General features: G+C 43.1%; 23 protein-coding genes and 2 pseudogenes. 17 read left to right on the forward strand and 8 right to left on the reverse strand.

The annotated features are described in order from the left end of the window. Positions 1 to 51 precede the first annotated feature (51 nt). From HMPREF0666_RS12690 to HMPREF0666_RS12720, 7 genes are all read left to right on the forward strand, one after another. Positions 52 to 366, forward strand: coding sequence for an IS30 family transposase (locus HMPREF0666_RS12690; RefSeq protein ID WP_232214093.1), 315 nt, complete (start codon positions 52 to 54; stop codon positions 364 to 366). A 177-nt stretch (positions 367 to 543) separates the two neighbouring features. Next, positions 544 to 1,518, forward strand: coding sequence for a glycoside hydrolase family 130 protein (locus HMPREF0666_RS12695; RefSeq protein ID WP_009012765.1), 975 nt, complete (start codon positions 544 to 546; stop codon positions 1,516 to 1,518). Positions 1,519 to 1,730: 212 nt separating this feature from the next. Next, entirely contained in the window at positions 1,731 to 3,989 is a 2,259-nt protein-coding gene (locus HMPREF0666_RS12700; RefSeq protein WP_009012766.1) for a GH92 family glycosyl hydrolase, read from the forward strand. Between the two features lie 57 nt (positions 3,990 to 4,046). Further along, positions 4,047 to 6,143 carry a family 20 glycosylhydrolase gene (locus HMPREF0666_RS12705; RefSeq protein WP_009012767.1) on the forward strand — a complete coding sequence of 699 codons (2,097 nt, stop codon included), beginning with the start codon at positions 4,047 to 4,049 and terminating at the stop codon, positions 6,141 to 6,143. 75 nt (positions 6,144 to 6,218) lie between these two features. Further along, positions 6,219 to 8,369: a GH92 family glycosyl hydrolase gene (locus HMPREF0666_RS12710; protein ID WP_009012768.1), complete on the forward strand. Its 2,151-nt coding sequence runs from the start codon at positions 6,219 to 6,221 to the stop codon at positions 8,367 to 8,369. Positions 8,370 to 8,565: 196 nt separating this feature from the next. Then, a complete protein-coding gene (locus HMPREF0666_RS12715) occupies positions 8,566 to 9,657 on the forward strand; it encodes a phosphotransferase enzyme family protein (protein ID WP_009012769.1) in 1,092 nt (363 codons plus the stop codon). Beyond that, positions 9,654 to 10,307, forward strand: a complete 654-nt coding sequence (locus tag HMPREF0666_RS12720; protein ID WP_009012770.1) for a carbohydrate-binding family 9-like protein — start codon at positions 9,654 to 9,656, stop codon at positions 10,305 to 10,307. The genes HMPREF0666_RS12715 and HMPREF0666_RS12720 overlap by 4 nt, the downstream gene beginning before the upstream one ends. A gap of 454 nt (positions 10,308 to 10,761) precedes the next feature. Here HMPREF0666_RS12720 and HMPREF0666_RS12725 read toward each other — a convergent pair whose 3' ends face one another. From HMPREF0666_RS12725 to HMPREF0666_RS12750, 5 genes and pseudogenes are all read right to left on the reverse strand, one after another. Next, positions 10,762 to 12,501 (reverse strand): fimbrillin family protein, encoded by a 1,740-nt coding sequence (locus tag HMPREF0666_RS12725; protein WP_009012771.1) that lies wholly within the window; start codon positions 12,499 to 12,501, stop codon positions 10,762 to 10,764. Between the two features lie 42 nt (positions 12,502 to 12,543). Then, on the reverse strand, positions 12,544 to 12,762 hold the full coding sequence (locus HMPREF0666_RS12730) for a hypothetical protein (RefSeq protein ID WP_009012772.1): 219 nt from the start codon (positions 12,760 to 12,762) through the stop codon (positions 12,544 to 12,546). 1,357 nt (positions 12,763 to 14,119) lie between these two features. Continuing rightward, entirely contained in the window at positions 14,120 to 14,602 is a 483-nt protein-coding gene (locus tag HMPREF0666_RS16155; protein ID WP_157600286.1) for a hypothetical protein, read from the reverse strand. Positions 14,603 to 14,725: 123 nt separating this feature from the next. Further along, positions 14,726 to 15,016: pseudogene (locus HMPREF0666_RS12745) on the reverse strand (type II toxin-antitoxin system YafQ family toxin). Continuing rightward, on the reverse strand, positions 15,016 to 15,231 hold the full coding sequence (locus HMPREF0666_RS12750) for a hypothetical protein (protein ID WP_009012775.1): 216 nt from the start codon (positions 15,229 to 15,231) through the stop codon (positions 15,016 to 15,018). Before HMPREF0666_RS12750 ends, HMPREF0666_RS12745 begins: the two are co-directional and overlap by 1 nt. A 219-nt stretch (positions 15,232 to 15,450) precedes the next feature. Here HMPREF0666_RS12750 and HMPREF0666_RS18475 point away from each other — a divergent pair, with 219 nt between their 5' ends. Continuing rightward, complete coding sequence (locus tag HMPREF0666_RS18475; protein ID WP_009012776.1) at positions 15,451 to 15,582, forward strand: hypothetical protein; 132 nt, start codon at positions 15,451 to 15,453, stop codon at positions 15,580 to 15,582. A 271-nt stretch (positions 15,583 to 15,853) separates the two neighbouring features. Here HMPREF0666_RS18475 and HMPREF0666_RS12755 read toward each other — a convergent pair whose 3' ends face one another. After that, a complete protein-coding gene (locus HMPREF0666_RS12755; protein WP_042856373.1) occupies positions 15,854 to 17,101 on the reverse strand; it encodes a hypothetical protein in 1,248 nt (415 codons plus the stop codon). Positions 17,102 to 17,564: 463 nt separating this feature from the next. Here HMPREF0666_RS12755 and HMPREF0666_RS12760 point away from each other — a divergent pair. The 4 genes and pseudogenes from HMPREF0666_RS12760 to HMPREF0666_RS12775 form a co-directional block, all read left to right on the forward strand. After that, positions 17,565 to 18,065: pseudogene (locus HMPREF0666_RS12760) on the forward strand (bifunctional DNA primase/helicase); the annotation flags it as partial. Next, complete coding sequence (locus tag HMPREF0666_RS12765; protein WP_009012779.1) at positions 18,053 to 18,361, forward strand: helix-turn-helix domain-containing protein; 309 nt, start codon at positions 18,053 to 18,055, stop codon at positions 18,359 to 18,361. The pseudogene HMPREF0666_RS12760 and the gene HMPREF0666_RS12765, both read left to right, overlap by 13 nt. A gap of 116 nt (positions 18,362 to 18,477) precedes the next feature. Beyond that, complete coding sequence (locus HMPREF0666_RS12770) at positions 18,478 to 19,065, forward strand: DUF6088 family protein (protein WP_232214112.1); 588 nt, start codon at positions 18,478 to 18,480, stop codon at positions 19,063 to 19,065. Positions 19,066 to 19,068: 3 nt separating this feature from the next. Further along, positions 19,069 to 20,091 (forward strand): nucleotidyl transferase AbiEii/AbiGii toxin family protein, encoded by a 1,023-nt coding sequence (locus HMPREF0666_RS12775; RefSeq protein ID WP_009012781.1) that lies wholly within the window; start codon positions 19,069 to 19,071, stop codon positions 20,089 to 20,091. Between the two features lie 52 nt (positions 20,092 to 20,143). Here the strand turns inward: HMPREF0666_RS12775 and HMPREF0666_RS12780 are convergent, their stop codons facing one another. After that, positions 20,144 to 21,661: a helicase-related protein gene (locus HMPREF0666_RS12780; RefSeq protein WP_369750555.1), complete on the reverse strand. Its 1,518-nt coding sequence runs from the start codon at positions 21,659 to 21,661 to the stop codon at positions 20,144 to 20,146. Positions 21,662 to 21,993: 332 nt separating this feature from the next. Here HMPREF0666_RS12780 and HMPREF0666_RS12785 point away from each other — a divergent pair, with 332 nt between their 5' ends. The 3 genes from HMPREF0666_RS12785 to HMPREF0666_RS12795 are packed head-to-tail and all read left to right on the forward strand — an operon-like array spanning position 21,994 to position 25,025. Further along, a complete protein-coding gene (locus HMPREF0666_RS12785; RefSeq protein WP_009012783.1) occupies positions 21,994 to 23,214 on the forward strand; it encodes a site-specific integrase in 1,221 nt (406 codons plus the stop codon). Positions 23,215 to 23,218: 4 nt separating this feature from the next. Continuing rightward, positions 23,219 to 24,487 (forward strand): site-specific integrase, encoded by a 1,269-nt coding sequence (locus HMPREF0666_RS12790; RefSeq protein ID WP_009012784.1) that lies wholly within the window; start codon positions 23,219 to 23,221, stop codon positions 24,485 to 24,487. A 52-nt stretch (positions 24,488 to 24,539) separates the two neighbouring features. Then, positions 24,540 to 25,025 carry a DUF1896 domain-containing protein gene (locus HMPREF0666_RS12795; protein ID WP_009012785.1) on the forward strand — a complete coding sequence of 162 codons (486 nt, stop codon included), beginning with the start codon at positions 24,540 to 24,542 and terminating at the stop codon, positions 25,023 to 25,025. A gap of 128 nt (positions 25,026 to 25,153) precedes the next feature. On the opposite strand, the gene HMPREF0666_RS17680 is transcribed toward HMPREF0666_RS12795, so the two are convergent. Continuing rightward, positions 25,154 to 25,369 carry a hypothetical protein gene (locus tag HMPREF0666_RS17680; protein ID WP_198010551.1) on the reverse strand — a complete coding sequence of 72 codons (216 nt, stop codon included), beginning with the start codon at positions 25,367 to 25,369 and terminating at the stop codon, positions 25,154 to 25,156. A gap of 558 nt (positions 25,370 to 25,927) precedes the next feature. Between HMPREF0666_RS17680 and HMPREF0666_RS12800 the strand changes: the two genes are divergently transcribed. Together HMPREF0666_RS12800 and HMPREF0666_RS12805 are read left to right on the forward strand one after the other, a co-directional pair. Beyond that, positions 25,928 to 26,197, forward strand: coding sequence for a helix-turn-helix domain-containing protein (locus HMPREF0666_RS12800; RefSeq protein ID WP_009012786.1), 270 nt, complete (start codon positions 25,928 to 25,930; stop codon positions 26,195 to 26,197). A gap of 3 nt (positions 26,198 to 26,200) precedes the next feature. After that, on the forward strand, positions 26,201 to 26,512 hold the full coding sequence (locus HMPREF0666_RS12805; RefSeq protein ID WP_009012787.1) for a helix-turn-helix domain-containing protein: 312 nt from the start codon (positions 26,201 to 26,203) through the stop codon (positions 26,510 to 26,512). Positions 26,513 to 26,846: the final 334 nt, after the last annotated feature.

Consider the following 26,846-nt stretch of genomic DNA (forward strand, 5'->3'; position numbering starts at 1 on the left):
TGAGAAAACTAAAGAAGGGGAAAAAATGCCAAAGAACTGGCACGAACTGTAATACACTTACTATCTCCTTTCAAAGACCATATCAAGTCTATTACAACTGACAATGGTACAGAATTCGCTTGTCATGAAATGATAGCCAAAAGCCTTGGTGTTACCATATATTTTGCTGACCCATACGCTTCATGGCAGAAAGGCGCTATAGAAAATGCTAACGGACTAATTAGGCAATACGTGCCAAAAAAAGAAACCTTTGAGCATATCAGCCAGCAACAAATAACTAAGTATTCAAAGAAAATTAACATGAGGCCAAGAAAGAAATTAGATTTTAAAACACCACAGGACTGCTTTTACGAACTAATTAAGTAAATTTGCACTTGCTTGTTGAATTCACGATAACATATTCTTAACAGTTCTTGTTAAGAAGTGTTTTTCCTATTTAACGAATAATAAAAACTTAGTGTTTGTTGAAGTAAAAAGCTAACTTTGCTTGTAATTATTGTATAAATACATATATAAGACTGAAAGCATAAAACTATAATTACAATGAAAAGTCTAAAAGATATTCTACCTTGGGAGGAGCGTCCTGAGGGATGTAAAGATGTGATGTGGCGTTATTCAAAGAACCCAATCATCGATCGTTATCATATTCCAACATCAAACAGTATCTTCAACAGTGCTGTTGTTCCTTTTGAAGACGGCTACGCTGGAGTGTTCCGTTGCGATAACAAGGCGGTACAGATGAACATCTTTGCTGGTTTCAGTAAGGATGGTATCAACTGGGAAATCAATCACGAGCCTATTAAGTTTGAGGCAGGTAACACAGAAATGATTGAGTCAGAATACAAGTATGACCCACGTGTTACATGGATTGAGGATCGTTATTGGATTACTTGGTGTAACGGTTATCACGGACCAACAATCGGTATTGCTTACACCTTCGACTTCAAGAAGTTCTATCAGTGTGAGAATGCTTTTCTTCCATTCAACCGTAATGGCGTACTCTTCCCAGAGAAGATTAACGGAAAGTATGCGATGTTGAGTCGTCCAAGCGACAATGGTCACACTCCTTTCGGCGACATCTATATCAGCTTCAGCCCTGACATGAAGTACTGGGGCGAGCATCGTTGCGTAATGAAGGTGACTCCATTCCCAGAGAGTGCATGGCAGTGTACGAAGATTGGTGCTGGTTCAGTTCCTTTCTTGACCGATGAGGGTTGGCTCTTGTTCTATCACGGAGTAATCAACACCTGTAATGGTTTCCGCTATTCAATGGGTGCAGCTATCCTTGATAAGGACAATCCAGAGAAGGTTCTCTATCGTACTCGTCCATATCTTTTAGCCCCAGCTGCGACATACGAGTTGCAAGGTGACGTACCAAACGTTGTCTTCCCATGTGCTGCTTTGCAGGATGGTGAGCGTGTAGCCGTTTACTATGGTGCAGCTGATACCGTCGTTGGTATGGCATTCGGCTATATTAAAGAGATTGTAGAGTTCACTAAGAACAATAGTATATTATAAGGTGTTAAGTGTTGGGTGTTGGGTGTTGATGATTTGTTAGGTGATAGGTGTTGGGTGTTGGGTGTTGATGAATTGCTTAGATGTAAATAATGATAGCTTCATCACAATTCATCACCACCCACCATCCATCACCTAACACCCATCACCACCTAACACCCACTACCTATCACCTACTATTCATCACCACCTAACACCTATCACCTATCACCCAAATGAATCGTAAATTCCTATTAGTACTACTTCTTTCCTTGTCTTTCCTCTCGCTGAAGGCGACTGGTAAGGGTGGGGAAGAGCCTGTTGACCTTGTCAATCCTTTTATCGGAACATCGAATTTTGGTACTACCAATCCGGGAGCAGTATGCCCTAACGGATTGATGTCAGTCGTACCATTCAACGTAATGGGTTCCGATTTGAATAAATATGACAAGGATGCGCGCTGGTGGTCAACTCCTTACGAATATCATAACGTCTTTTTCACTGGTTATTCTCACGTCAACTTGAGTGGTGTGGGCTGTCCAGAGGTAGGCTCATTGTTGCTTATGCCAACGACAGGAAAGCTGAATGTAGACTATAAGGAGTACGGAAGTACATACGACAAGGAGGTTGCACACCCCGGTTATTATTCTAATTATCTGAAAAAGTATAATGTGAAAACAGAGGTGACAGCTACTCCTCGCAGTTCTGTTGCACGTTTCACATTCCCGAAAGGAGAAAGTCATATCTTGCTGAACCTCGGTGAAGGACTCACTAATGAGTCGGGTGCCATGGTGAAGAAGGTGAGCGACACAGAGTATGAGGGCGTAAAGCTGCAGGGTACATTCTGTTATAACCCTCAGGCTGTATTCCCCATTTACTTCGTGATGCGTGTCAGCAAGAAACCTACAGAGGCTGGTTATTGGAAGAAACAGCGTCCGATGACAGGCGTAGAAGCTGAGTGGGATGTCGACAATGGCAAGTATAAGCTCTATAAGACCTATAACAAGGAACTCTCTGGCGATGATATCGGTGTATGGATGAACTTCAACACAGAGGCTGACGAGCAGATAGAGGTACAGATGGGTGTGTCATTCGTAAGTATGGCAAACGCCCGTGAGAACCTTGATGCCGAACAGCGTGGAAAGAACTTCGACGCTATTCGTGCTGAGGCACGTGCTAAGTGGAATGATGATCTCTCTCGCATCCTCGTTGAGGGTGGTACAAAGACAGAGCGTACAATTTTCTATACAGCTCTTTATCACGTCCTTATCCACCCAAATATCCTGCAGGATGTCAACGGACAGTACCCTGTCATGGAGGGTGATGAGATTCGCACGGTGAAGGAGGGTAACCGTTATACGGTCTTCTCTCTATGGGATACTTATCGCAATGTGCATCAGTTGCTTACGTTAGTTTATCCAAATCGTCAACGCGACATGATTCGTTCGATGATTGGGATGTACGAGGAGCATGGTTGGATGCCAAAGTGGGAACTCTTTAGTCGTGAGACTTACACGATGGAAGGCGACCCAGCTATTCCCGTTATCGTTGACTCTTGGTTGAAAGGTCTGCGTGGTTACGATATTAACAAGGCTTACGAGGCGTTCCGCAAGTCGGCTTTGACAAAGGGAAGCGAGAACCCGCTGCGCCCAGATAATGACGAATACATGGAGAAGGGCTATGTAGCTTTGCACGAGAAGTTCGATAATTCCGTTTCTCACGCACTCGAATACTACATTGCCGACAATGCCCTTTCACGTTTGGCTACGGCATTGGGTAAGAAAGATGATGCTCGCCTGTTCCACAATCGTGCTTTGGGTTATCGCCATTATTTCAGCAAGGAGTTTGGTTTGTTGCGCCCATTGATGCCAGACGGCACCTTCTATAAGCCTTTCGATCCAAAGCAGGGAGAGAACTTTGAACCATCTCCGGGCTTCCACGAAGGTAATGCTTGGAACTATACTTTCTACGTTCCGCATGACGTAATGGGACTTGCAAAGCTCATGGGAGGACAGAAAAACTTTGTGAATAAGCTACAGAGTGTGTTTGATAAGGGGTATTACGACCCTGCCAATGAGCCTGATATTGCTTATCCTCACCTCTTTTCTTATTTTAAGGGCGACGAGTGGCGTACACAGGTACAGACCCGCAGACTCTTGAAGGAGTATTTCAAGAATGCACCAGAGGGCATCCCGGGTAATGATGATACCGGAACAATGTCGGCATGGGCAGTGTTCAATATGATAGGTTTCTATCCTGACTGTCCGGGTGATCCATCTTACACGCTCACTTCACCAGTCTTTGACAAAGTGACTATCCGTTTGGATAAGGCACAGTGGGGCAGAGATAACCTCTTGATTGAGACTGTTCGTCCAAATGATGAGGCTGTTATCATTAAGAAGATAGAATTAGGTGGTAAGCCATTGAACCGTTATCGCATTACGAATGACGAACTCTTGAAGGGTGGAGTATTAAAGTTTTATTTAAAGAAATAAGGTGGGTCATGCGAGGCTAATACCTATTGTATATCCCACCACAACGACACTATAGTCATGATAAAGAAAGTATTTATAGGCGCAGCATTCTTGCTGTTATCAGCCTCAATCACACAACCTGTCAGTGCACAGAGCATTATCCCTCAACCCGAGAGTATCACTCGTCAGCAAGGCACTTTCACATTGGCTAAGGGGCTACAAGGTGTGACCAATCTTAAAGGAGAGGCCTTCAAGATACTGAATCAGTACACCTCAGATATAATGAGTATCCCGTTCTCATCCGTAAAGAAGCCTTCTGCTGATGCACCCTTGCGCCTCATCTGTACTGGTACGGAACAGGAGGCAGCGATGGCAGCAGATAGCGTAAGTCTACAAGGGTATGAATTAAATGTTACGCCAACAGCAGTGACCATACAAGCGAGAACTCCTATGGGACTTTTCTATGGTTTGCAAACACTACGACAGCTGGAGAAGGATCGCCAGATTCCTTGTGTAAAGATAACAGATACACCCCGTTTCGCTTATCGTGGTCTGATGATAGACTGCTCAAGACACTTCTGGTGGAAAGATGAAATCAAGAAGCAACTGGACGCTATGGCATACTTCAAGCTCGACAGATTCCACTGGCATCTCACTGACGGCGGTGGATGGCGCATGGAGGTGAAGAAATATCCACGCCTAACAGAGGAGACTGCCTATAGAACAGAATCTGACTGGACGAAGTGGTGGAACGGAAAGAACCGCCAGTATTCGCCTGATCCTGTTCGCCTTGTATGTTGGAAGGGAATGAATATACATGGTGGCTATTACACGCAGGAGGACATTAAAGAGATTGTCGATTATGCCGCTGCACGCCATATCACCATCATACCAGAGATTGAAATGCCTGGGCATAGTGATGAGGTTGTCTATGCTTACCCTGAGTTGTCATGTACGGGTAAGCCCTATACTCAGTCAGATTTATGCGTAGGGAAAGAACAGACCTATACCTTCATGGAGAATGTATTGAAAGAGGTAATGCAACTCTTCCCTTCAAAGTATATTCACATAGGAGGCGATGAGGCTGAACGCCGCACATGGAAGACCTGTCCCGACTGTCAGCGTGTGATGAAGGACTATCATCTAAAGGACGTAGCCGAGTTACAGAGTCATTTCACTCACCGCATAGAACGTTTCCTTAACGATAATGGCAGAAAGCTCCTCGGATGGGATGAAATCATGGAAGGCACCTTAGCTCCCAATGCCGCTGTCATGTCATGGCGTGGCACTGAAGCAGGATTGACTGCCGCTAAGAGTGGGCATCACGTGGTCATGGCACCGCAAGAGTTCTGCTATTTGAATATGTATCAGGACGACCCCATGACGGAACCAAAGGCACAAGGAGGATATACGAGATTGGAGAAGACTTACAACTATGACCCTATCCCAGCGGCTTATAAGGGTACGTCTTTGGAGAAATATATCGATGGTGTACAGGGTTGTGTATGGACGGAATTCATAGAGGAGCCTGACCATTTAGAGTATATGATATACCCCCGATTGCTTGCATTAGCCGAGACGGGATGGACGAAGCAACGTACAGGCTATGCCGACTTCCGTCAACGAGTAATTACGGCAACTGATGCGCTCAAGCGTGCTGGCTATAATGCTTTCGACATTCGAAAAGAGAAAGGCGCACGCCCTGAAAGTCGTTCCATCGTGCAGCATGAGGCATTGGGTAAGCCTGTCACTTACTTAGGACGTTATGCAGAGAAGTATCGTGCCGAAGGTGACAGCACACTGACCAATGGTTTGCGTGGCGACTGGGGCTACCTTGAGGGGCGTTGGCAGGGCTTCATCGACAGTACTGGTGTGGATGTAGTAGTCGATATGGGTAAGGTTACGGACATACGTGACGTTCGTGTCGACTTTATGCATCTCTATGAGTCGGTTATCTATACGCCTGAGACTATCGAGTTGATGGTGTCAGACGATGGTAAGAACTTCAAGACGATTGACACAGTACGACCAGGTATTAAGGCTTCAGAGGATTATCTCGTTTATCCTTATAAGTGGAAGGGAGATGTCAAAGGTCGTTATGTACGTGTGAAAGCCCTCTCTCGTGAGAAGGATGCATGGATTTTTACAGACGAAATCATCGTCAATCAGAAGTAAACGAACACTTGATGAGCCGTTGAATGACAGCTCTATCAAGACAAATAAGACAAGAAGATTAAAACAATTCAGTATATGAAAAAAAGGTTCTTAACTTTAATGGCGTTTGCTGCAACCAGTCTTTTCGCTCTTGCGCAGGACTATACGCAGTATGTTGACCCATTTATTGGAACAGGCGGACACGGACACGTGTTCCTTGGAGCTAATGTTCCATTCGGTAACATTCAGGCTGGTCCTACACAGAAGAAGCAGGGCTGGGACTGGTGTTCTGGTTATCATTACAGCGATTCAACAGTCATCGGATTCGGACAGATGCACCTAAGTGGTACGGGTATTGGTGACTTGGGTGATGTATCACTCCTTCCGACCACCAATCCAGCACAGCGTGAGGTGAAGTTCGCCCATCGTGCCGAGCATGTAACCCCTGGTTACTACTCTGTAATGTTGGCTTCTGGTGTTCGTGTAGAGTTGACTGCGACTCAGCGTGTAGCCTTCCATCGTTACGCTTTCCCTGCTGATGCAACAAAGGGTTACGTTATTCTGAACCTCTCACAGGGTATCGGTTGGGACAAGATGACTTCTTGCAGCTTCAAGCAGGAGTCGGCTAAGACCGTCAGTGGCTATCGTATGTCACAAGGATGGGCCAAAGACCAGCGCGTTTACTTTGTGGCAGAATTCTCACAGCCTGTTAAGTTGGAGTCAAACGAGCGTGACACAATCGGTGTCTTTGCTTTCGACAATGCCGAGCAGCCACTTCTTGTGAAGGTAGGAATCTCTGCAGTGAGTGTTGAGAACGCTCGACAGAATATGCAAAAGGAACTCCCAGGCTGGGACTTCCGCAATGCTGTTGCTCAGGCAAAGGATGAGTGGAACCGTGAGTTGAGTAAGATTGCTATCAAGACACAGGACGAGAGTGCAAGAAAGATATTCTATACAGCATTGTATCACTCAATGATTGCACCTTCTGTCTTCAATGATGTCAACGGTGAATACCGTGGTGCAGACGGTAAGACACATAAGGGTGACTTCACTGATTACACCACCTTCTCACTTTGGGATACCTATCGTGCAGCGCATCCATTGATGACGATTATCCATCCAGAGAAGCAACGCGACATCGCACAGACGATGCTTCATATCTTTAAGGAGCAGGGTAAGTTGCCAGTATGGCACCTTGTGGGTAACGAAACCGACTGTATGATTGGTAACCCAGGCGTTCCTGTCCTCGTTGATATCGCACTGAAAGGCTTTGATGTAGATAAGAATGCAGTCTTTGAGGCTGCTAAGGCGTCTGCTATGCTTGATGAGCGTGGTATGGGATTGTTGAAGAAGTATGGTTATATTCCTTGTGATCTCGACCCAGAGCATGAGACAGTAGCAAAGGGATTGGAGTATGCTTTGGCTGATGCATGTATTGCAAAACTCGCCAAGGAATTGGGTAAGACCGCTGATTATAAGTACTTCTCAAAGCGCAGTCAGTCGTATCGTGACTTCTACTTCGATAAGAAGACGAAGTTTATGCGTGGTGTAACATCTGATCGTAAGTTCCGTGAACCATTCGATCCATTCAGTACTGTTCATCGTCAGGACGACTATGCAGAGGGTAATGCTTGGCAGTATGTATGGCTTGTTCCACATGATGTGCATGGTCTTGTTTCTGCCTTCGGTGGAGAGAAGCCATTTGTTTCAAAACTCGACTCCCTTTTCATCGTTATTGGTGATATGGGAGCAGAGGCTTCACCAGACATCACTGGTCTGATTGGTCAGTACGCTCACGGTAATGAGCCAAGCCATCATATCCTCTATATGTACAACTATGTGGGTCAGCCTTGGAAGGCAGCGGATAAGATTCGCTATGTACTCAAGAACTTATACCACGACGACTTCGATGGTTTGAGTGGTAACGAGGATGTGGGGCAGATGTCTGCATGGTACATTCTTTCCTCTCTTGGCATGTATCAGGTTGAGCCTGCAGGTGGTAAGTATATCTTCGGTACACCGCTCTTCGATGAGGCTACGGTGAACGTTGGAGGTGGTAAGACCTTCCGTGTTGTGGCACATAACAACAGCGATAAGAATATTTATATTCAGAGTGCTAAGTTGAATGGTAAGCCTTATACCCGTTCTTACATTGACTTCAAGGACATCAAACGTGGTGGAACACTTGAGTTTGTAATGGGTAGCAAGCCTTCTCAGTTTGGTGTTAAGCCTGCTGATAGACCCTAAAAGTTTTTGGAGTTAAGGAGTTAAGGAGTTGAAGGGAGTTAAGACAAATGTATTGTTGGACTATATTAATAAAAAACATTACGTTGATATTGAAGTCATCAGATTTTGACCCATATAACATTTGTCTTAACTCCCTTCAACTCCTTAACTCCTTCACTCCTAATAGTGCATCAATCTTTAATACTAATAAACAACTATGACTAATTTTAATGATGTTGTATCACAGTTCCGTATTGAGGGAACTGTTGAGAGTGTAAGTCCAATTGGGAATGGACTGATTAACGAGACACTGCGTGTAAAAACTGTAGATGCTAATACGCCTGATTATATCTTACAGCGTATTAACAACGCTATATTCACTGATGTAGACCTGTTGCAGCATAATATCGAAATTGTAACTGACCATATCCGCCACAAGTTGATGGAGAAGGGTGAGACAGATATCGAACGTAAGTGTCTGCGTTTCGTACAGGCTAAGGACGGTAAAACCTACTACAAGGATGCTGACAACCTCTACTGGCGTGTGAGTGTCTTCATTCCTAACGCTGTTACAAAAGAGGAAGTAAACCCAGAGAGTGCATTCTGCTGTGGTGAAACCTTCGGTAACTTCCAGAATATGTTGGTTGATTTGAAGGAACCATTGGGAGAAACCATCCCAGACTTCCACAATATGGAACTTCGTCTGCGCCAGTTGCGTGAGGCTGTAAGTGCTGATAAGGCTGGTAGAGTGGCTTCTGTGAAGGATATGATTGCTGAGTTAGAGAGCTATGCAGACGAGATGTGTCTTGCTGAACGCCTCTATCGTGAGGGTGCATTGCCTAAGCGTATCTGCCACTGTGATACAAAGGTCAACAATATGATGTTTGATAAGGATGGTAAGGTACTTTGTGTTATCGACCTCGATACCGTAATGCCAAGCTTTATCTTCTCTGATTATGGCGACTTCTTGCGTACTGGTGCTAATCATGTGGCGGAGGATAGCGACAATTACGATGCCGTCGGACTGAAAGAAGATGTCTTCTGCTCATTCACTGAAGGCTATCTCAGTACGGCAGGCAACTTCCTTACCCCTGTAGAGACCAGCCACTTGCCTTATGCTGTAGCACTGTTCCCATACATGCAGTGTGTTCGTTTCTTGGCTGATTACATCAACGGAGACGTTTATTTCAAGGTGAAATACCCAGAGCATAACCTCGTTCGCTCACGCAATCAGCTCTTACTCTATCGTGACGTACGTCGTCATGACCAGATGATGGCAGACTTTGTGAAGAAAACATTGAAACAATGAAACAATTAAAAGTAAAACGTCTGGAGTGTCAGCAGGTTAAAGCTGCTGATATTCCTGCTCTTTTCAAGGATAATGCTGTGTCTTACAACAAGATAGATACAGTAGACTGGGCAGCAGAATTCCCTTATTGTCCACAGGTTGAGTTTGCGATTGCTCATAAAGGCGATGCTATTCTGTTGCATTATCGAGTTGAAGAAGACAGCGTACGTGCTGAGGCAGGTACCGATTTAGGTCCTGTTTGGCAAGACTCATGCTGTGAGTTCTTCTGTAGCCCTGATGAAGAAGGAGGTTATTATAACCTTGAAAGCAACTGTATCGGTACGATATTGCTGTGCAATGGACAGGGACGAGAGAATCGTACTCATGCTCCGGCAGCCGCCTTAGAGCAGATTGATCGTTGGGCATCTTTGGGGCGTGAGCCCTTCGAGATGAGAGAGGGACGACAGGCATGGGAGCTCACACTCGTTGTTCCTGTTAGTTCTTACTTCCGTCATACATTAGAGAATCTCTCTGGAAAGACGATAAGAGCCAATTTCTATAAGTGTGGTGATAAGACATCGCAGCCTCATTTCCTCTCTTGGAATCCCATTGCTTTGCCTTCTCCCGACTTCCATTGTCCTGCCTTCTTCGGTGAGTTAACGTTCGAATAAGCAATAAATAATAAGAAAGTGTAGTAAGTTTTAGGGTATGCAAATATGCCTCCCTATAACTTACTACACTTTTTCTGTTTTCTTGAACAGGTCCTCCTCAATCCAAGGGTGCTCGGCTTCTCTATTCGTAAGGTGGCTTGACTGCGTGGGTCTCTTCGTCGAGAAGGGTGTTTAAGCATAGTGAGTAACGTCCTTCGACATTCGTGACAGAGATAAGGTTTTCAAGCAATGGGGTGCTTGAGCATAGTGAGTAACGTCCTTCGACAGCCTAAATTTATTTGTCGTAATGGCTCTTGCCGCATCAAGCCGATGCTGTAATAAAGTACAGAGGGATAGCTGTGTGGGAGGAGATAGCACAGAACTAAAAAAAGCAAGTTGATAAGTTTATAGCAAACTCATCAACTTGCTTTTTTTTATTCGTAAACTTGTAGACGACTGAACTCGTCAATCTTCCTTACTTGGTGTTTTTTGTCTTTACTCCTTCATTAGTACAGCTTGCATAGACAGGGCGGATGTTATACATGTTATACTTAGGGTTATGTGCGCTTCCACACGCATTGACAGTACCTGGATAGAACCAACCATTGTTCATGTAGTAAGCCGAGAAGGCGGTTGCTTGGGCATAGTTGCAAGGGTTAGCATCTGAGGTCCAATAGTAGGCTTGGCCACCTGGACGCTGAAGACGTGGTGCACCATCGTTATACTCGGTGTAAGCTCCAGCAAATGGGAGGAACACGCCCTTGTCAATATCGTCCTTAGAGAAATTCTTCAGACGTGTGTTATGGTTGTTATACTTACCTACGTAGATACCTGTAGAACGGTTTGTTATACCGATGATACGGCCATTCTTGTCGAGCACCTTGCCCTTCTTACATGCTGGAACAGTTGGGTCGAAGAGTACACCCACGACGGTGTTACAACCATCTTGATAATAGCCTATATACTCGCCAGTCTTTGCCATGAGCTTATCGAAGTCGGCCTTTGTAGGCAGCATCCACTTACCTTGTGAAGCATAGAAGGCGAGATCGCCATAACATCTGTTCTGTATCACTGCTTGAAGATTACCCGTATAATAAGAGTAATAGCGTGAGTAGCAGTAACTATAGTTGTGGGCAGCAGCGATATTACCCCAACGGAAATGGTCGAAAGCAGACGTGTTGAATGCACGAGGGAGGAAGTCGGGATAGAGATTGAATGGGTCAGGGTTGGTATAGAAGTAGTCCCAAGCCTGCTTAGCCAATCTGTAGCCAGGTTCCCAGCCTTTTAAGTTGGTGCATGGTTCGTATTGTAGGTTGTACTTACCCCATTTCTTGCCGTCGATGTCAACCCATGGGCATGTCGTCAGTTCGAGTGTTTCAAAGTAGTATTTTGCTCGCTCGCAGTTATAAGGCGCTTTCACGGCAGAGTAATACTTCTCGCCATTGACCGTCTCAATCTCAAACTGTGGTGCAAAATGCTCGTCTGGGAAGAGTGCAACATAGAAGGTATCAACAGGCGAGTCGGCTGTAATGGTCAGTCTACCCTTTGGACTATAGTCCATCTTACCTGTTGCAAGGTCGAACTTAGCTTCAGTGTAGACATTACTTAGCGTCACACGCTTAATCTTCTTTACTGGTTCTCCCTTGTAGCGCACGCTAAAGCCTACGAGAGAATACTGTTTCTCAAAGATAACATTAGCTAAGGCATTGACGCCAGTAGACTGGATGTTCTTTACCTTATTCCATGAGTAATCAAAGAATCTTATATTCTCAAGCGTACCGTTCTGGTGCCCCTTCTTAGCTTCGCCTCGGTCCATAACGGTGTTCTCTTCTAAGCCTAAGGTGATAACTCCCATGCGGCTGTCCCTCTTCTCATATATATAAGGATAGAACATCGCCAACTCGTCGCCTTCACTCCAATGTACATCGCCCACAAACTTAGAATAGACTCCATCGCTCGCCATAGACAGATAGTCGTAATCAGAGCGTGGTGACGTAATGTTATAAGCAAAAAGACGGTCGCCAGCATTCCACGTAATAGGCTTTGTAAGTGATATATTCGTACGTGTTATGGGCTTTTGCACCTCTGTAATGACAAAGGGTCGAGTTTCAGAACCAGTCGTAGCCGAACGCTCATCGGCTGTCTCTGTTGAACAAGAAGCAAGGATTACAGTGGTTGCACTTAGTAATAGTGTGTAAAAACTTTTAATGGTCATACTCTTTAAGTCTTTAGTTTTGTAATTTGGTTACCATGGTTTTTATTCTTCGCTCTCAAAGAAGAAATCCTTAGAAAGGGTAGTGTTATTTTCGCTTGACATAGGTTGGGCATTACTTTTGTTATTTTCAGCAGAGCCAGAACCGCCCCCCGGGTTGCCTGCTCTAATCTGACCATTACGTCCACCACCCGTGCCTGCTAACAAGTAGCCTTCACTCTCTACTCTTGTACACATTGTGTACGGTTTCAAATAATTTTTCATTTTAGTTCACTTTTTGGTTATTTCAATATAATTTTATGAATAGTTTTCTTGAGGTCTAAACACTTTTTTGAGCAAGAAGAATCTGATAAGTAGGCTGAGTTTATAAGTTAACTCGCAGTAATCACCTTATTATATTAAGATAATCACACTCGATTCAGATTGACTATCTGTCTTTTTATTGACTTTTATTTAACTTCGTTGTGACAAAGGTATATAAAAAGCGTATAGACAATTATACTTTTATTGATAAAAATAGCTAATAAAGATTTACGAATCTGACATTCTTAATATTGGTAAAATTCTAAGTTAAAGAGCCTTTCAAACGTAAAAAGTTATACTAAATATAATCACTAAATAGGAACGTAAGTTAAATAAAAAGTAAAGGGGAGGACAAGAAAGATGAGAAATAGAACTTTTTTTAGATTTTAATCGCCTCTTTGCGTGATGTGAATGACGTTTCTTATAATGATAGCATCAGTCTTTTTGTTTGCCTTTGGGTTTCTCTGAGGTGGTTGGAAGGTTATGCTAACATACAAAAATCGGTCTTGCTCTGTGAGAGAAAGAATGTTGAGCCACCTTAGCTGAGGACGCAAAGGAGGGGAACTACCTTTTTTTCTCTTACTTTGGGGAGTAGGTAAAAATATAAAAAAGTATCGATTAAAGCCGTGCTAATGACCGTTTGAATAGGACTGTAATATCTTCTGTGATAGAGTATGTAACATTCAAGAAATCAGCGCATTATGAGTAGTGTTGAAGAAGACGCCTTCTTTGCCTCAAGAAGGGCGTCTTCTTGCCTCTTGAAGGGCATGTTCTTCATCGTTGAAGGGCATGTTCTTGAACGGAGGTGGGTGTGTACCCCTCCCCCAACCTCTCCTCGAAAGGGAGGAGGATGCCTGTTGCGACAAAGATTGCAATGGTTTTATAGGTGTAAGCAGAGGGCTAATAAGAGTGGCTCGGAGGGTCAACAAGAATGGTTCGGAGGGGTAATACAAATGGTTCAGAAGCGTAATGCGGATTGTTCAGAGACTTAACACCACTGGAATAAAGTATTAATAAGGTTGGCTAAGAATACTTACTACGGACGGATTGGAGGCGAAATGCGGGGTGGCTCGGAGGGGTAATACAATTAGTTTAGGGCTTTATAAGAATGGTTCAATGAACGGTTACAAATGGTTCAATGGACGGTTACAAATGGTTTGGAGGGCTAACTGGAAAGGTTTTGAGGGTTAACAAAAATGGTTCGAAGGGTTAATACGGATGGGAAAAAGCCTTATTGCAAATGGCAGAGGGACTTAGCATGATTGGTGTAGCGGGTTGGTGACATACGTAATATTCCTGTTCGGATATTCTGTTTGGCTTAGAATACTCTTTTCAGTTTAATCTTTACCACCCTGTTAGTGCCCCTCATCTTCACGGAGAGAGACGGTTCGCTTAGGTTGATAGAAGATTTAAGGAGCGTTGCCTCCATGGAGCTGGTTCGTGTAAGATACCCTTTATCGGTTGAGACATCGTATATAACGTAGAGATAACTGTCGGCTGACGCATTATAAATCTCATAGATTCGTAATGACTTACTGCTACGCTTGTAGCTACCTAAGTCGGTTATATCGCTTCCATCGTCACAATAAATCTTATAAACCAACCGCTTTGTACGCTTATCTACGTGGTAGAGGTAGCTTATACAGAGGTCTGCTTTCTCGTAAGTGACTATTTCTATGTGCTTACTTGCGTGCTGTGGGGAGGAAGCCACCGCCTTGTGGGGTAGTACCCTACTATAAGATAGGTTCACGCAGCACAATGAGGCGATCGTGAGGAGTAATGAATAATAATGTTTCATCATCTTTTCTTGATTAATGAGTGGGAGGAGGTGGCGTGAGGCCGACCACTGCTACCTGTCTGTAAGACGCTCCTTTACGTTATGTGAGGATACTAAATATAACACTTAAACCCATGTGTCCTGGTATCATCGTTTTGTCTTGCCAAATAAATCAGCGTGCGTCCCCGTATTCATCATGAGTAAGGTCAACTCTGTATTGTTCTGCTCCCATATAAGCAACCAGTGGGCTTGTATATGGCATTCCCATTGCCCATCCCTATTACCATGTAACAAGTGAGGTTTGAATTGGGCAGGAACTCTACCGTTAGTAACCAATTCGTTGATAACCTCTTTGAGTTTATCCATTGGCAGCCCACGCTTCTAGCATCGTTTGAGGTCTTTCTCAAACTGGTGTGTTGTCAAAAGTTTATATGCCATCAGATGCCTAATTTGGAAAACAATTCATCTGCACTGGCATACTCGTTGACACGCCCTTGCTCTTTGTCATTAAGTGCCTGTTCGTAAGCGGTGCGCTTAGTTGTAGTTTTATGTACCGTCCACCCCATACGCTTTACGAGCGACTTCAAAAGCGATGTATCAGCCTTGGGTATTTCCAGGGAATAGGTGTCTGTCATTGTACTATCTGTATTCATTACTTGTCCTCCTGTATTTTTGTTTATATTGCAAATATAGTCTTTTCTTTTGAGAGTTGCAAGAGAATAAAAGAAAAAGCACCAAATGATTGCTCAGATGGTACTTTATAAATGTATCCCCTCATACAGGCTTCGGTTGAATAAAGAATATAGCACTGGATATTCTTCTCTGGAAACAGGCAGTCATAGTGCCACCTTATTCAAAAAAACTATTTTCCAATGTTATACTATTTGATGATGCAGACTCCTGATGATATTGGAGCTATTTGTCCACAACTTGAGATGAGAAAGTACGAAACGTCTGTATGGCAAATGTTATATACGGTAGTATTGGGAGTCAATAACCCTTAGGGTCGGAAGACAATACCCATGCTTAGTGTTTATCTCCCTCATTATAAGATCTACTTCCAAGAAAAAGTAGCAGTATATCCTTTCGTGTTGGTAACTTTTAGAATGTTTTCGTTTTCATCGTATTCATAGGTATTGGTTATAGTGTCTCCATTTACTATTGCAGTCTTTACTAAATAATGTGGGTATTTACCATAATATCCTTTCATAAAGAGATATGGGTCGATTCCAACTATGGAAGGAATACAATATCTCAAATCTGTACCCTCAAAAGCTACGAAATTCTTCGTAGGGTAATTTGTATAAGTATAGGTGTTTGTTTTTTTATTCCATCTATATTTGATTCTACTTTTACTATTGTGTCGTCATTGCCCCATTCAATATTTACAATATGTTTTTGACCAGTTCCATATAGCATAGTTATTTGCGATATACGATCATTCTTATCATATAGGAACTCACAGACATCTTCAGCAGAATCATCCTCTTTGAGATAGACAGCTTTGATTATTGAAGTCTTATTTTTTAATGTATAAGTTGCATTGTTAGATTTTATGAAGTTGGAGAAATAGTTGTAAGTGAATTCTTTAATAGTATTTCTTTCTGTTTTCTTAAATCGATCTACCCCCAATTCTATAATAACACCATTGTTGTCAGTAAGACCAACCATTTCCTTAGGCTCGTCATGCCATGATTGAGTGTATTTTTGAGCTGTCCCTTGGCGTTTCAAGGCTGCCCAAATTCCGTATGAAATACCAAGATTATACCATGCTTGACTGTTGTTTTTTCCCTCTGCTTCTTCTTTCAGTAAAGCAATATTTTTGTTCGTATAAATAGGTGTAATACCATTCTTGTTTTTAAAAGCAAATATGTTCTTATTTATATCTGGAATTCTGTGAATATATTCAAGAGCTTTCTCCTTATTCTTTTGCATAAGCGCTATTTCTACTATTAATAGTTTGATAGCATCAGCGTTAAACAGTTTATCTTCCCTTTGATGGGATAAATCACATTTGTTTAAAAGTTCCTGACAATATGAATAAACTTCCGAGGCTTCAACTTTATTCATACCATAACTTCTCTTCCAATCTCTAATATCTGATAAGGGAGTGTTTCCCGAAAGCATTGCCATATTGTAATAAATAAAGGCTTTTAAAGCATATATGTCAGACATATCAGGAGTGTGCTTCATCTCAGTATGAACTGTTCTTTCGATTTTATTGAGTAGATGAATCACATGAAAGCCACGTGATAGTGTTTCTTGAATCTCATTAGAGTAATAACTAATAGACTCTTTATTATTAAGTATGATGCTTTCAGCAGACATTTGTGAGTTTACGAAAGAAGAAGTAGCGACATAAGCATCATAAGTCATCGCATCAATTTGTTTTTTTGCTTCGATAGTATCCTTACTTAGAATATTCTCATTTGGCATGACATTATCAAAATATTCTTTATCTTTACAAGAGTAAAGAATTAATAATGCTACCATTAATAGTAATTTGAATCTATTTTTCTCCATATGATTTTGTATCTTGTGCTCACTGTTTCCCAGAAGTAAGCGGTTACTATTTAGGTAAATGGAAAAAGCGTGGGAACCATTGTTTATTACTAGGGCTGAGGTTGTGGAAGGACCTTATCGAAAGTAATGAAACAATAGCCCACGCATTAAGGTATATTATCCCCATAGTTAAGGGTACAATAATCCTAGCGTGAGCGTATTGCCATTATCCATTCGATTTTGAAACTTCCACATTTCAGTCCTTGGATAATATCAAAACGCTCTTTTTTTAATATTGAACTCTTTGTAACGCACATCTGCACACAGATGTACTGAAAGTCCACTGCAAAGATAGATAAATTTTCTTATTAAATGTTTCCTTCATGCAAAAAGTTTGTGTACCAGAGTGATTTTCTATATTGGGATTTTTAGTTAATTCCTTCTTAGAGCTCCCTAAGGGCAGCCAAATACTGTATTCTTTTCCTTGGAAGAACTGTACAGACTGATAGGCATCTACAATACCAATATTATTAGTATGCTACACTTCGTACCGAATGGTATTAAACTCCGTGGGCATATCGGCTCAGAATTGCAGCGCAAAGCAGCGGGAATTCTTTCCATAGAGAAAGATGATAATCCCGAATACTCGGTCGTAAAAGCATTGAAAGTCCGTGACGGAAGTCCGTTGGACGTACCGATGATGCTTTTCGGCTGGGATAAGGCTGAGGACATGCACGTCTATCGTGGCGAGAAATCTAAAGAGGACAAGGAAAAGCGCAAGACTGAAGAACTCATTGCCGTTGTCAAAGAAGCCTTCCGAAATTCTTTCAAGCTCACTTACCAAGAACTTTGTGAGGTTCTGATGCGCGAAATGGAAATCAAGGACAGAACTGCAAAGAAATACATCGCCTATATGAAAGAACAACGTATCTTGGCACAAGATACCAATGGTAACTATCAAAAAGGAGAACTATGCCGTACATAGATTATAAAACCGAAGACACTTGGCAAAAACGCCTGTTCGACAAGCTGATAAGCGTCGAGGATAAACTCGACCGCCTGCTTGTCCTGCAGGATCAATCTGTTGACACAACCGTCCTTCCGCCCTTGAAACCAGAATACTTGGACATCATTGATGTATCCAAGATTCTGAAAGTGGAGCAAAAGACCATCTACAACTGGGTTTGGGCAGGGAAAATCCCCTATCTCAAGGCTAATGGTCGGTTGCTGTTTCTTCGGAAAGAGATAGATGAAATGGTACAAAAGCGTGAAGAATGGTAGTATATTCCCATCAACTGGAAGATTAAATATAGATTTTCTTCCCGGATTTTTTGGTTTATGCAGAAAATGCATTATCTTTGCCGTTGGAATTTTTTTGAAGAATTTCCAACATGCGTATGAATGAGCAGACCCTTAGACAACAAATTCTATCTTCTGAGAACGACACCATCTTCTTCAGAAATGATTTTCCGCAGTATCATCCCGAGTCAGTTGGTCGTATTTTGACGGACTTAACTGAAAAAGGAGAACTCGTACGAATTTCCTCGGGCATTTATGTGAAGCCTAGAATGAGTAGGTTCGGCCCCATTATGCCATCAATAGAACATATTGTCAAGGCTATTTCCATACGAGATAAAGCCCAGATACTCCCATCTGGCGAGACAGCATTGAATGCTTTGGGACTTTCTACTCAGGTGCCAATGTCTTATTCGTTCCTGACTACAGGAAGTGCACGGAAACTGGCTATCGGGAAGCGACAAGTTACATTAAAGCGTGGAGTTCCTCGCAATTTTGCGTATAAGACACAGCTTATAGCCTTAATTGTTCAAGCCCTTAGATGTCTGGGAGAGCCTAATGTCAGTCCAAAAGAACTGGAGCAAATACAAAGATTGGTAATCAAAGAATCCGATAGACAGGCTCTAATCTGTGATGTGCAGATAATGCCGGGATGGATGAAAAAGATTATCAAGCCTATGATTAAATAAAATATGAAACTTTGGATAAACAATACTTTGGAGGATCGGCTGGCAATGCTCCAACAGACAGAGGAAACTCACTCTGGGGTCAATCAATCAGCAATAGAAAAAGATTGGTGGGTAACAGTAGCCCTGCATGCACTGTTCCAATGCTCTTGTGCTCCCGCACTTATTTTTAAGGGAGGCACTTCACTGTCAAAAGGGTTCAACCTCATTGAACGGTTCTCAGAAGACATAGACTTGGCTATTCACCGTTCATTCTTTGGAATTGACAAGACAAACAAGAGCCAGCGTGAGAAACTCCGTAAATTATCAAGGTCTTTTATACATGAAGATTTGTCGAAGCAATTAGACAAGCAGCTTCAGAATATGGGAGTTACCGGTTATCGAATTGAGAATGTAACTTACCGGCAAAGTCAAGAAGGAAAGTTGATTCCTATCGATAGTGATAAAGATCCTACGGTGATATTTTTGCATTATGACAGCATTATCAAGGATATGATAGATTACATCCCTGCCCGTGTGAAGATTGAAATAAGTTGTCTCTCCATGGATGAGCCTACAGAGAAATGTAACATACAATCATTGATAAGCGAAAGCTTCCCCGATGAAGATAAGATGTCATCTGTCATAAGAACCGTACTGCCTACTCGCACATTTCTTGAAAAAATCTTTCTACTAGCAGAAGAATTCCAAAAAGAGCATCCAAGACATGTACGTATGAGTCGACATTTATACGACCTTGAGCGAATTATGGATACCATATATGGACAAGATGCTATTGCCGATCGTCAGCTATATGATGCCATCGTTAAACATCGCCGTACATTTTATGCGTTAAAGTATGTGGACTACGACAAACATTCTCCCAGTACCATTTCGTTTGTCCCTCCAACTGAAACTATTGTAGAGTGGGAGAAAGACTATGACAATATGTGCAAGCACTTCTTTTATGGCTCCACACTTCCTTTTGACAAGTTGTTAAAGCGTATAGCAGAACTGCAGGATAGGATTAAAAAAACTGCGTATGTCTAATTATTTGGTAGTTAGAAAAAGCGTCGAGCAGGTCTTCTTGCTCGACGCTTTTTTATCGCCATTTCGGTTTAGAGATAATCACCCGACTCATCACATCATCATGACTTTCAATCCTTTCCTTTGGAGCATGTGTGAGAGATTGAGTCTTTACCTTTTGTGTGGGAGACTCTTCTATTGAATCTTGCTTAATTTCTTGTGATAAAACGCTTTGTTCATTTTCATTTTCCTTTTCCGCTTCTTCTTGTTCTTCTGGCGGTGCAAGCGTAAGCGCAATCTTTCTATCCAACTCAGCAGCTTCACTTTTAAGTGAGCGAAGCTCGTCCTCTTTCTTCCAAGAACTGTTGGCAATGTTGGTGTAAACGTCTTTGTTGGCCACGACCTTTGCCATTTCCTTCTCATGCGATTCTATCACCTTTGGAATACGCTCCAAGGCATTAATGAAGTTCTGACACGCAAGTTTCGGGTCAGTTGCCAACTTACCGTTAGTATAGGTATAGTAGATACTCTCCTGCCCTTTCACAAAGAAGCGGTTCACCGAACAGTCGAACAAGTCCTTGGAAGTACTCTCTGTCTTGACCATAATGGAGAAACCATAGATTTCGCCAATTTTGTTGTACTCTCCTTTGGTGCGAGCTTTTTCGTCTATTTCCTGTAAACGTGCAGCAATAGTCTTGATGTCAGTACAGTCTTCCACACCTTTGATTGTCAGTTTATTTATAGGTATACCTTCATCATCACGCTCCACACGCTTCTCAAAGAGAGCTAAATCAGACTGTGCCTCCTTGATTTTATCCGTATGGAAGGACACGGAGCTGTCAATCTCTGCCAACTTGCCCGTTGCGGCATCACGCTCACGGAGAAAGTTCTTGCGTTCTGATTCCAAGGTGGTGATCTTCTTATCCAATCTTGCTTTCTCTAAAAGGTCGGTATTGCCTGAAAGCACTGCTACGTATTCTGAGAAGTTCATGCCGCTGTCCTCATCCATCGAACCCTCATCGATGGTGCGACTGCCAAGTGTGTTTGTCTTTAGTTGATTAATGAAGAGCTGCTTGTTATGTAGCAGGTTGAACTTGTAGCTATCCAAGGAACGTTCCACGGCATAGATAATCACATCGACCTTGTTGTCCGCAAATTCCTTAGCTATAAGGTTTCCCTTGCGCACAGCTCGTCCGTTGCGCTGCTCCAAGTCCGAAGGTCGCCAAGGCGTGTCCAAATGATGGACCGCAACGGCACGCTGCTGTGCGTTTACGCCTGTTCCCAACATAGAGGTAGAACCGAAGATAATGCGAATGTCACCACGATTCATCGCATCTACCATCGCTTTCTTTGCCTTCTCGTTTTTACATTCCTGAATAAAGCGTATCTCGTAGGACGGGATATGATAGTCCTCTACCAACTTACGCTTTATCTCAGAATAGACGTTCCATTCGCCAGGCTTGTAAGTCCCCAAATCAGAGAAAACAAACTGCGTTCCTTTTTGTGTATCGTACTTTTGATAATAGTCATTGAGCATCTTGGCACAGTGACTTGCCTTGTTGTCGATATGATCTGAGTACCCTTTTTCATCAATCATGCGTAAATCTAAGCTCATCTTGCGGGCATAATCAGTCATTAAGAATTAAGGGAAACAGGAGGAATTATCGGGAATGTAACTATTTGAAATAGTACCATTTAGCATTTCCCTGCTATTTTGATGGTAAGCGAAAACGAGCATCAAACAGCAGGAGTTCCGTTACCAAATCGTAACCCATCAGGGAAAAAGCAAAAAGGGGTTACGAATTGAATGTAAACAACTGTTTCATAGGTTTTTATTCCTCATCTTTCATTTTTTTGCATCGCTCAGGAATACTTGTTCATCTGTACCTTTGCAAGCAAAGGAAATTTAGAAAAAACGACAGAAAAATGAAAGAAAACAAACTCAAAGTATCGTTCTTCGTTCAGGCGAAACGAACCGACAAGAAAGGACTTGTGCCTGTCATTGGGCGAATCTCAGTAGGCAGAACCCATTCGGGCTTCTCCACCAAGTGTAAGACTCCGATTGCTCTTTGGGACAGCCGTAAGCAACGGCTCATCGGTAAGAGCAGCATGGCTGTGTCCGTCAATCAGAAACTCGGTGAATGCACCGCACTTATTCACACACGCTTTCACGAACTCAGTGAAAGGAAAGAAACTTTCACAGCCACAGACGTGAGATATGCCTATCAAGGACAAATCCACCGCCAAGCCCTGCTCTTGGAGAGTTTCGGGGAGTATCTCACACAGACAAAGGAGCGTATAGGCATTGATAGAGCTTTAAAGACATTCAAACTCCGTACCTACCAGCTCTCCCTGCTTCGTGAGTATGTGCAGAAGAAGCACAGGGTAAGCGACGTTCCCCTTTCACAGTTGGACAAAGCCTTTATCGAGGGCTTCGAGTATTATCTCACTATTGACCGCAAACTGAAACGCAGCAGCATATCGAGTACCGTGTCTACTTTGCAGACCATCGTCCGCATGGCGGTGAAGAAAGGTGTGCTGGACTTCTATCCGTTCTTGGGCTACAGTTACGAGCGACCAAAAGGCGAACCGAGAAGCATTACGCAGGAAGAACTTGAGCACATCATCAACTTGGAGATTAAATGGGAGAACTACCGCATTGTCCGTGATTTGTTCGTCTTCTCCTGCTTTTCAGGACTGGCTATCTCTGACGTGCGCAATCTCAGAGAGGAAAACATCGTCCTTGAAGAGGGTGAACTCTGCATCAAGGGCAGACGCATGAAGACAAAGACTCCGTATCGTGTACAGGTACTTCCTCCTGCTCTGGAAATTATGAATCGCTATAGAGGCATAAGGGCAGGTTTTGTTTTTGACGTGCCGACTACCGACATTATCCTCAATGGCATGCACCACATACAGAGAAACATCGGGATGAAAACTCCGCTGACCTTTCACATGGCTCGCCACACCTTTGCATCGCTCATCACACTCTCGGCAGGTGTACCTATAGAAACGGTGAGCCGTATGCTCGGACACACAAATTTGAGAACAACACAAATCTATGCAGTTGTTTCCTCCGAGAGAATCCATCGGGATATGCAGAAAGTACAACAACGCATACAAGATACATTCACCTTAAAACTTTGAAATCATGGCACGAAGTACATTCAAGACACTCTTTTATATTAATCGCTCCAAAGAGAAAAAGAACGGCAAATGCCCGATTATGGGACGCATCACCATAGACGGAGAACAGGTACAATACAGCACGGGAAAGGAAATCGCTCCCGAACTTTGGGACAGTCGTAAGGGACGGTGCAAAGGTATAGGCGAAGAAACAAAGGAAATCAACCGCTACTTGCAAACCAAAGAGGAACAGACACAAACCAAGTATCAAGAATTGGTATGGCAGCGTGGCTATATCACCGCCGAGTTACTGAAGCGTGAACTCATGGAAGAAGACAAGCCCAAAGGTTTTCTTTTGGAGGAAGCCCAACTATTTATTGAGGAAAAGCGTCCTTGTGTGGGAATAACGGTAGCCAAACCGACCTTTGCCAACTACATCTATGCCACACAACTCATTGAGGCTTATTTGCGTGAACGCTTGGGGCTGGAGGATATTCGCTACTCATCGCTTGACTATGGTTTTATCGAAGGGATGGACTTCTACCTTAAATCAGAGCGTAACCTTTCTCTTGCCACTATTCAGGTAGTGGTCATCTTCCTTAGAAAACTCATCGGCATCGGTCAGCAGAAGAAGTATATCCGCATCGATCCCTTTGTGGACTACAAGGCGGAACTACCACACCGAACACGCAGGTATCTCACAACCGAGGAACTGCAACGAGTATTACAAACGCCCATCATTGACAAGCTGTTCGAGCGAGCAAGGCAGCTATTTCTTTTCTGTGCCTTTACTGGTCTGGCTCGTGTGGATATGCAACGGCTCAAACCGAAGCATATCATCCGTAATGCAGATGGTACGGAGGAAATCCGCATCAAAAGGCAGAAAACCAATGTGGAAGCCATCATTCCACTCCTGCCCATTGCCAAGCAAATCCTTTCGCTTTATATCAAGGACAAGAAAGCGGACGACTTGATATTCCCCAATCTTACAATAAGGAAAGCATCCTTTGCGTGTGTGAACATCGGGCAGATATGCCGGATAGATAAGGGCTTGACCTTTCACATGGCTCGCCACACATTCTCAACCACGATATGCCTATCCAATGGTATTTCGATGGAAACGCTCAGCAAGATGCTCGGACACAGCAATATAGGTACGACACAAATCTACGGAAAGATAACCGACCACAAGATACAGGAGGATATGACTGCACTCACAGACAGGGAGCATTCTGTATTTGAGGGTTATTGTGAGTCGATAGCACGGCAGAACGTGCCACTGCAACAAGCATAAAAAGGAAGTAATTACCAAACATTTATTATTCACGATTGAAAACCAAACGATTATGAAAGAGAACAACAAACAGGAACTTTCTTACTTTCGGTTGAAATTAAGAAGTTATATGAGTGAGCATCACCCCGAAAAATTGTACGACACGGAGTTTATCACCTCTCGGGCTGATATGGCTCTTACCACCTACTGCGATGCTGTAGTGCAGGGATTCACGCACCTCGAAGCAGAGAACATAGCAAGTGAGGTATTGTATCAAGGTTTGCACTTTTCCAAGTACGACACGCTTGTTTCTGTCTTGGAAAACGAGTTTGAGAGGGAACTGCCTGCACCACTCCCTGAGAAGCTTGCACCCATATTGTTGTCGAACAAGGCTGTTCAAGCCACATTCGACAAGTTCGGTTTGACGGACACATTTGCCGCAAGCGAACAATACGACCGTCTTTACACCGAACTCACAGGCACGATAGTGCTGCTCATTGAGAGCGATAATCTGCCAACGGTCAGACTGACGGAGGAAGCAAGCCCGAAGGCGTTGTAAGCAAAGGCACACGCAAAGTCCCTGATGCCGTTTCTTATCGTGCAAAGGTACAACGGCAGCTAATCTGCCCTGACAAGGTCAAGTCTTGTGGATGGAGAGAAGAATCTCCACCGCAGGATTTTTCTTTTTTATGGCTGTATCGCAATTCCCAATATCCATGCGGTCGTATTCATCTCTCCCAACCTTGCAGGGCAGGGCTGCCGTAGAGAGCATAGGCACGACAAGAATACGGCATACTCAGGCTCTTTGGACGCAAGGCGTAACAACCAACAACAGATAGGACTGACGATAATACGGACTATCTGTTGTTTGTACAATTTATTGTCATGACTATCTGTTGTCATGACTATCTGTTGTCAAAACTATATATCGTCAAAATGATCTATCGATAAAACTATCTATCGATAGTTCTACATATCGATTTGTCGAACTATCGAACTGTCGAAAGAATAATTGCTATGTGATAAAAGGAAAGAGCCGGCACCTCATCTCATTACCGCAATCATACCATTCTTATACAGAACATAAGAGCTTTTCAGCGACAGCTCCAAATCTGATAGGGAAAGCTACCAGCCTTTGCGCTTAAAGTTTATGATCTTTCTATAAAAAGCTTATAAGTAATCTGACAAAAGCTTATAAGTAATTCACAAAAAGCTTATAAGCTTTTTGCTAAAAGCTTAAGAGCTTTTTAATGAAAGCTTAGGAGCTTTTGGGTGAAAGCTTAAGAGCTTTTCAAATTGACAGACTAACTTCTCTTCTTTTCCTTCTATTTCCCTGCTTTTCCTCATTTCTTGCAGCGGTGCTTCCGAGGGTTTACTTTTGCACTCGATAAGTACGGCAATGGACTGCATAACAGTTTGTTTGCCGAGTAACAATAAAGTAATCAAAACAAAATCAAGGCAATGAAACTCATTATCACCGACCGCAAAGCGTGGGAGCGACACCGCTCCGACTTTGCAGACTTTATCCACAGTATCGAACAACTCATCGGCAATCCGCCCGAAACGGACGAATGGCTCGACAACGAAGCTGTATGTCGTAGACTCGGTATCAGCAAGCGTACCCTGCAATCATACAGAGATACGGGGAAAATCTCTTTCTCAATGATTGGACACAAGTGTTATTACAAGGAAAGCGACATCACGGAATTACTGAACGCAAACAATGAATGAAATATGACAGAGAACGAAATCGTTACACAGAAAGACGCTCAGATGCAGATGTTTTCTCAGTTGAAGCAGGGCATCTTAAAGAAACTGGAGCGGTATTGCGCTACCGCCCATCCGATACTGGGCGGAGAGGTTTACCTCACTGGCGTGGAGGTCTGTAGCCAATTACGGCTCAGCACACGCACGCTCCAAGAGTACAGAAACTTAGGAACGCTTCCTTTCTACAAAATCGGAGGGAAGATACTATACAAGCAGAGCGACATACAGACAATGCTTGAAAGGCATTATAATCCAATACCGCAAACAGGTAAGTTATGAGTTAAGTTAAGAAATCAGTCGCGACTTAAGTCAAATGGTCAGTTGTGACTTTGGTCAAGAAATTAGTTTCGACCTAAGTCAAAATTAACTTTAGTCAAAAATATGTCAGCTCATAAAGTCAGTAAGTCAAGAAATTAGTCTAAACTTATCTCTTGACTTACTTCTTGAACTTTTGAACTCTCGTCTATTAAAGCACCCCAGAAAGGTTACTTTATGGAACATAACAAACTATCTCTTTCTTTATACTGGCAAGGTGTGTCTTTGTCCGACAAACTGTCGTTTGTCCCACAAGCCCCTTGCCCCCGAAGGGGATTAAATCACTCCAAAGTCGTGA

It is taken from the genome of Prevotella sp. C561 (assembly GCF_000224595.1).
In the GTDB taxonomy this organism is placed as follows: domain Bacteria; phylum Bacteroidota; class Bacteroidia; order Bacteroidales; family Bacteroidaceae; genus Prevotella; species Prevotella jejuni.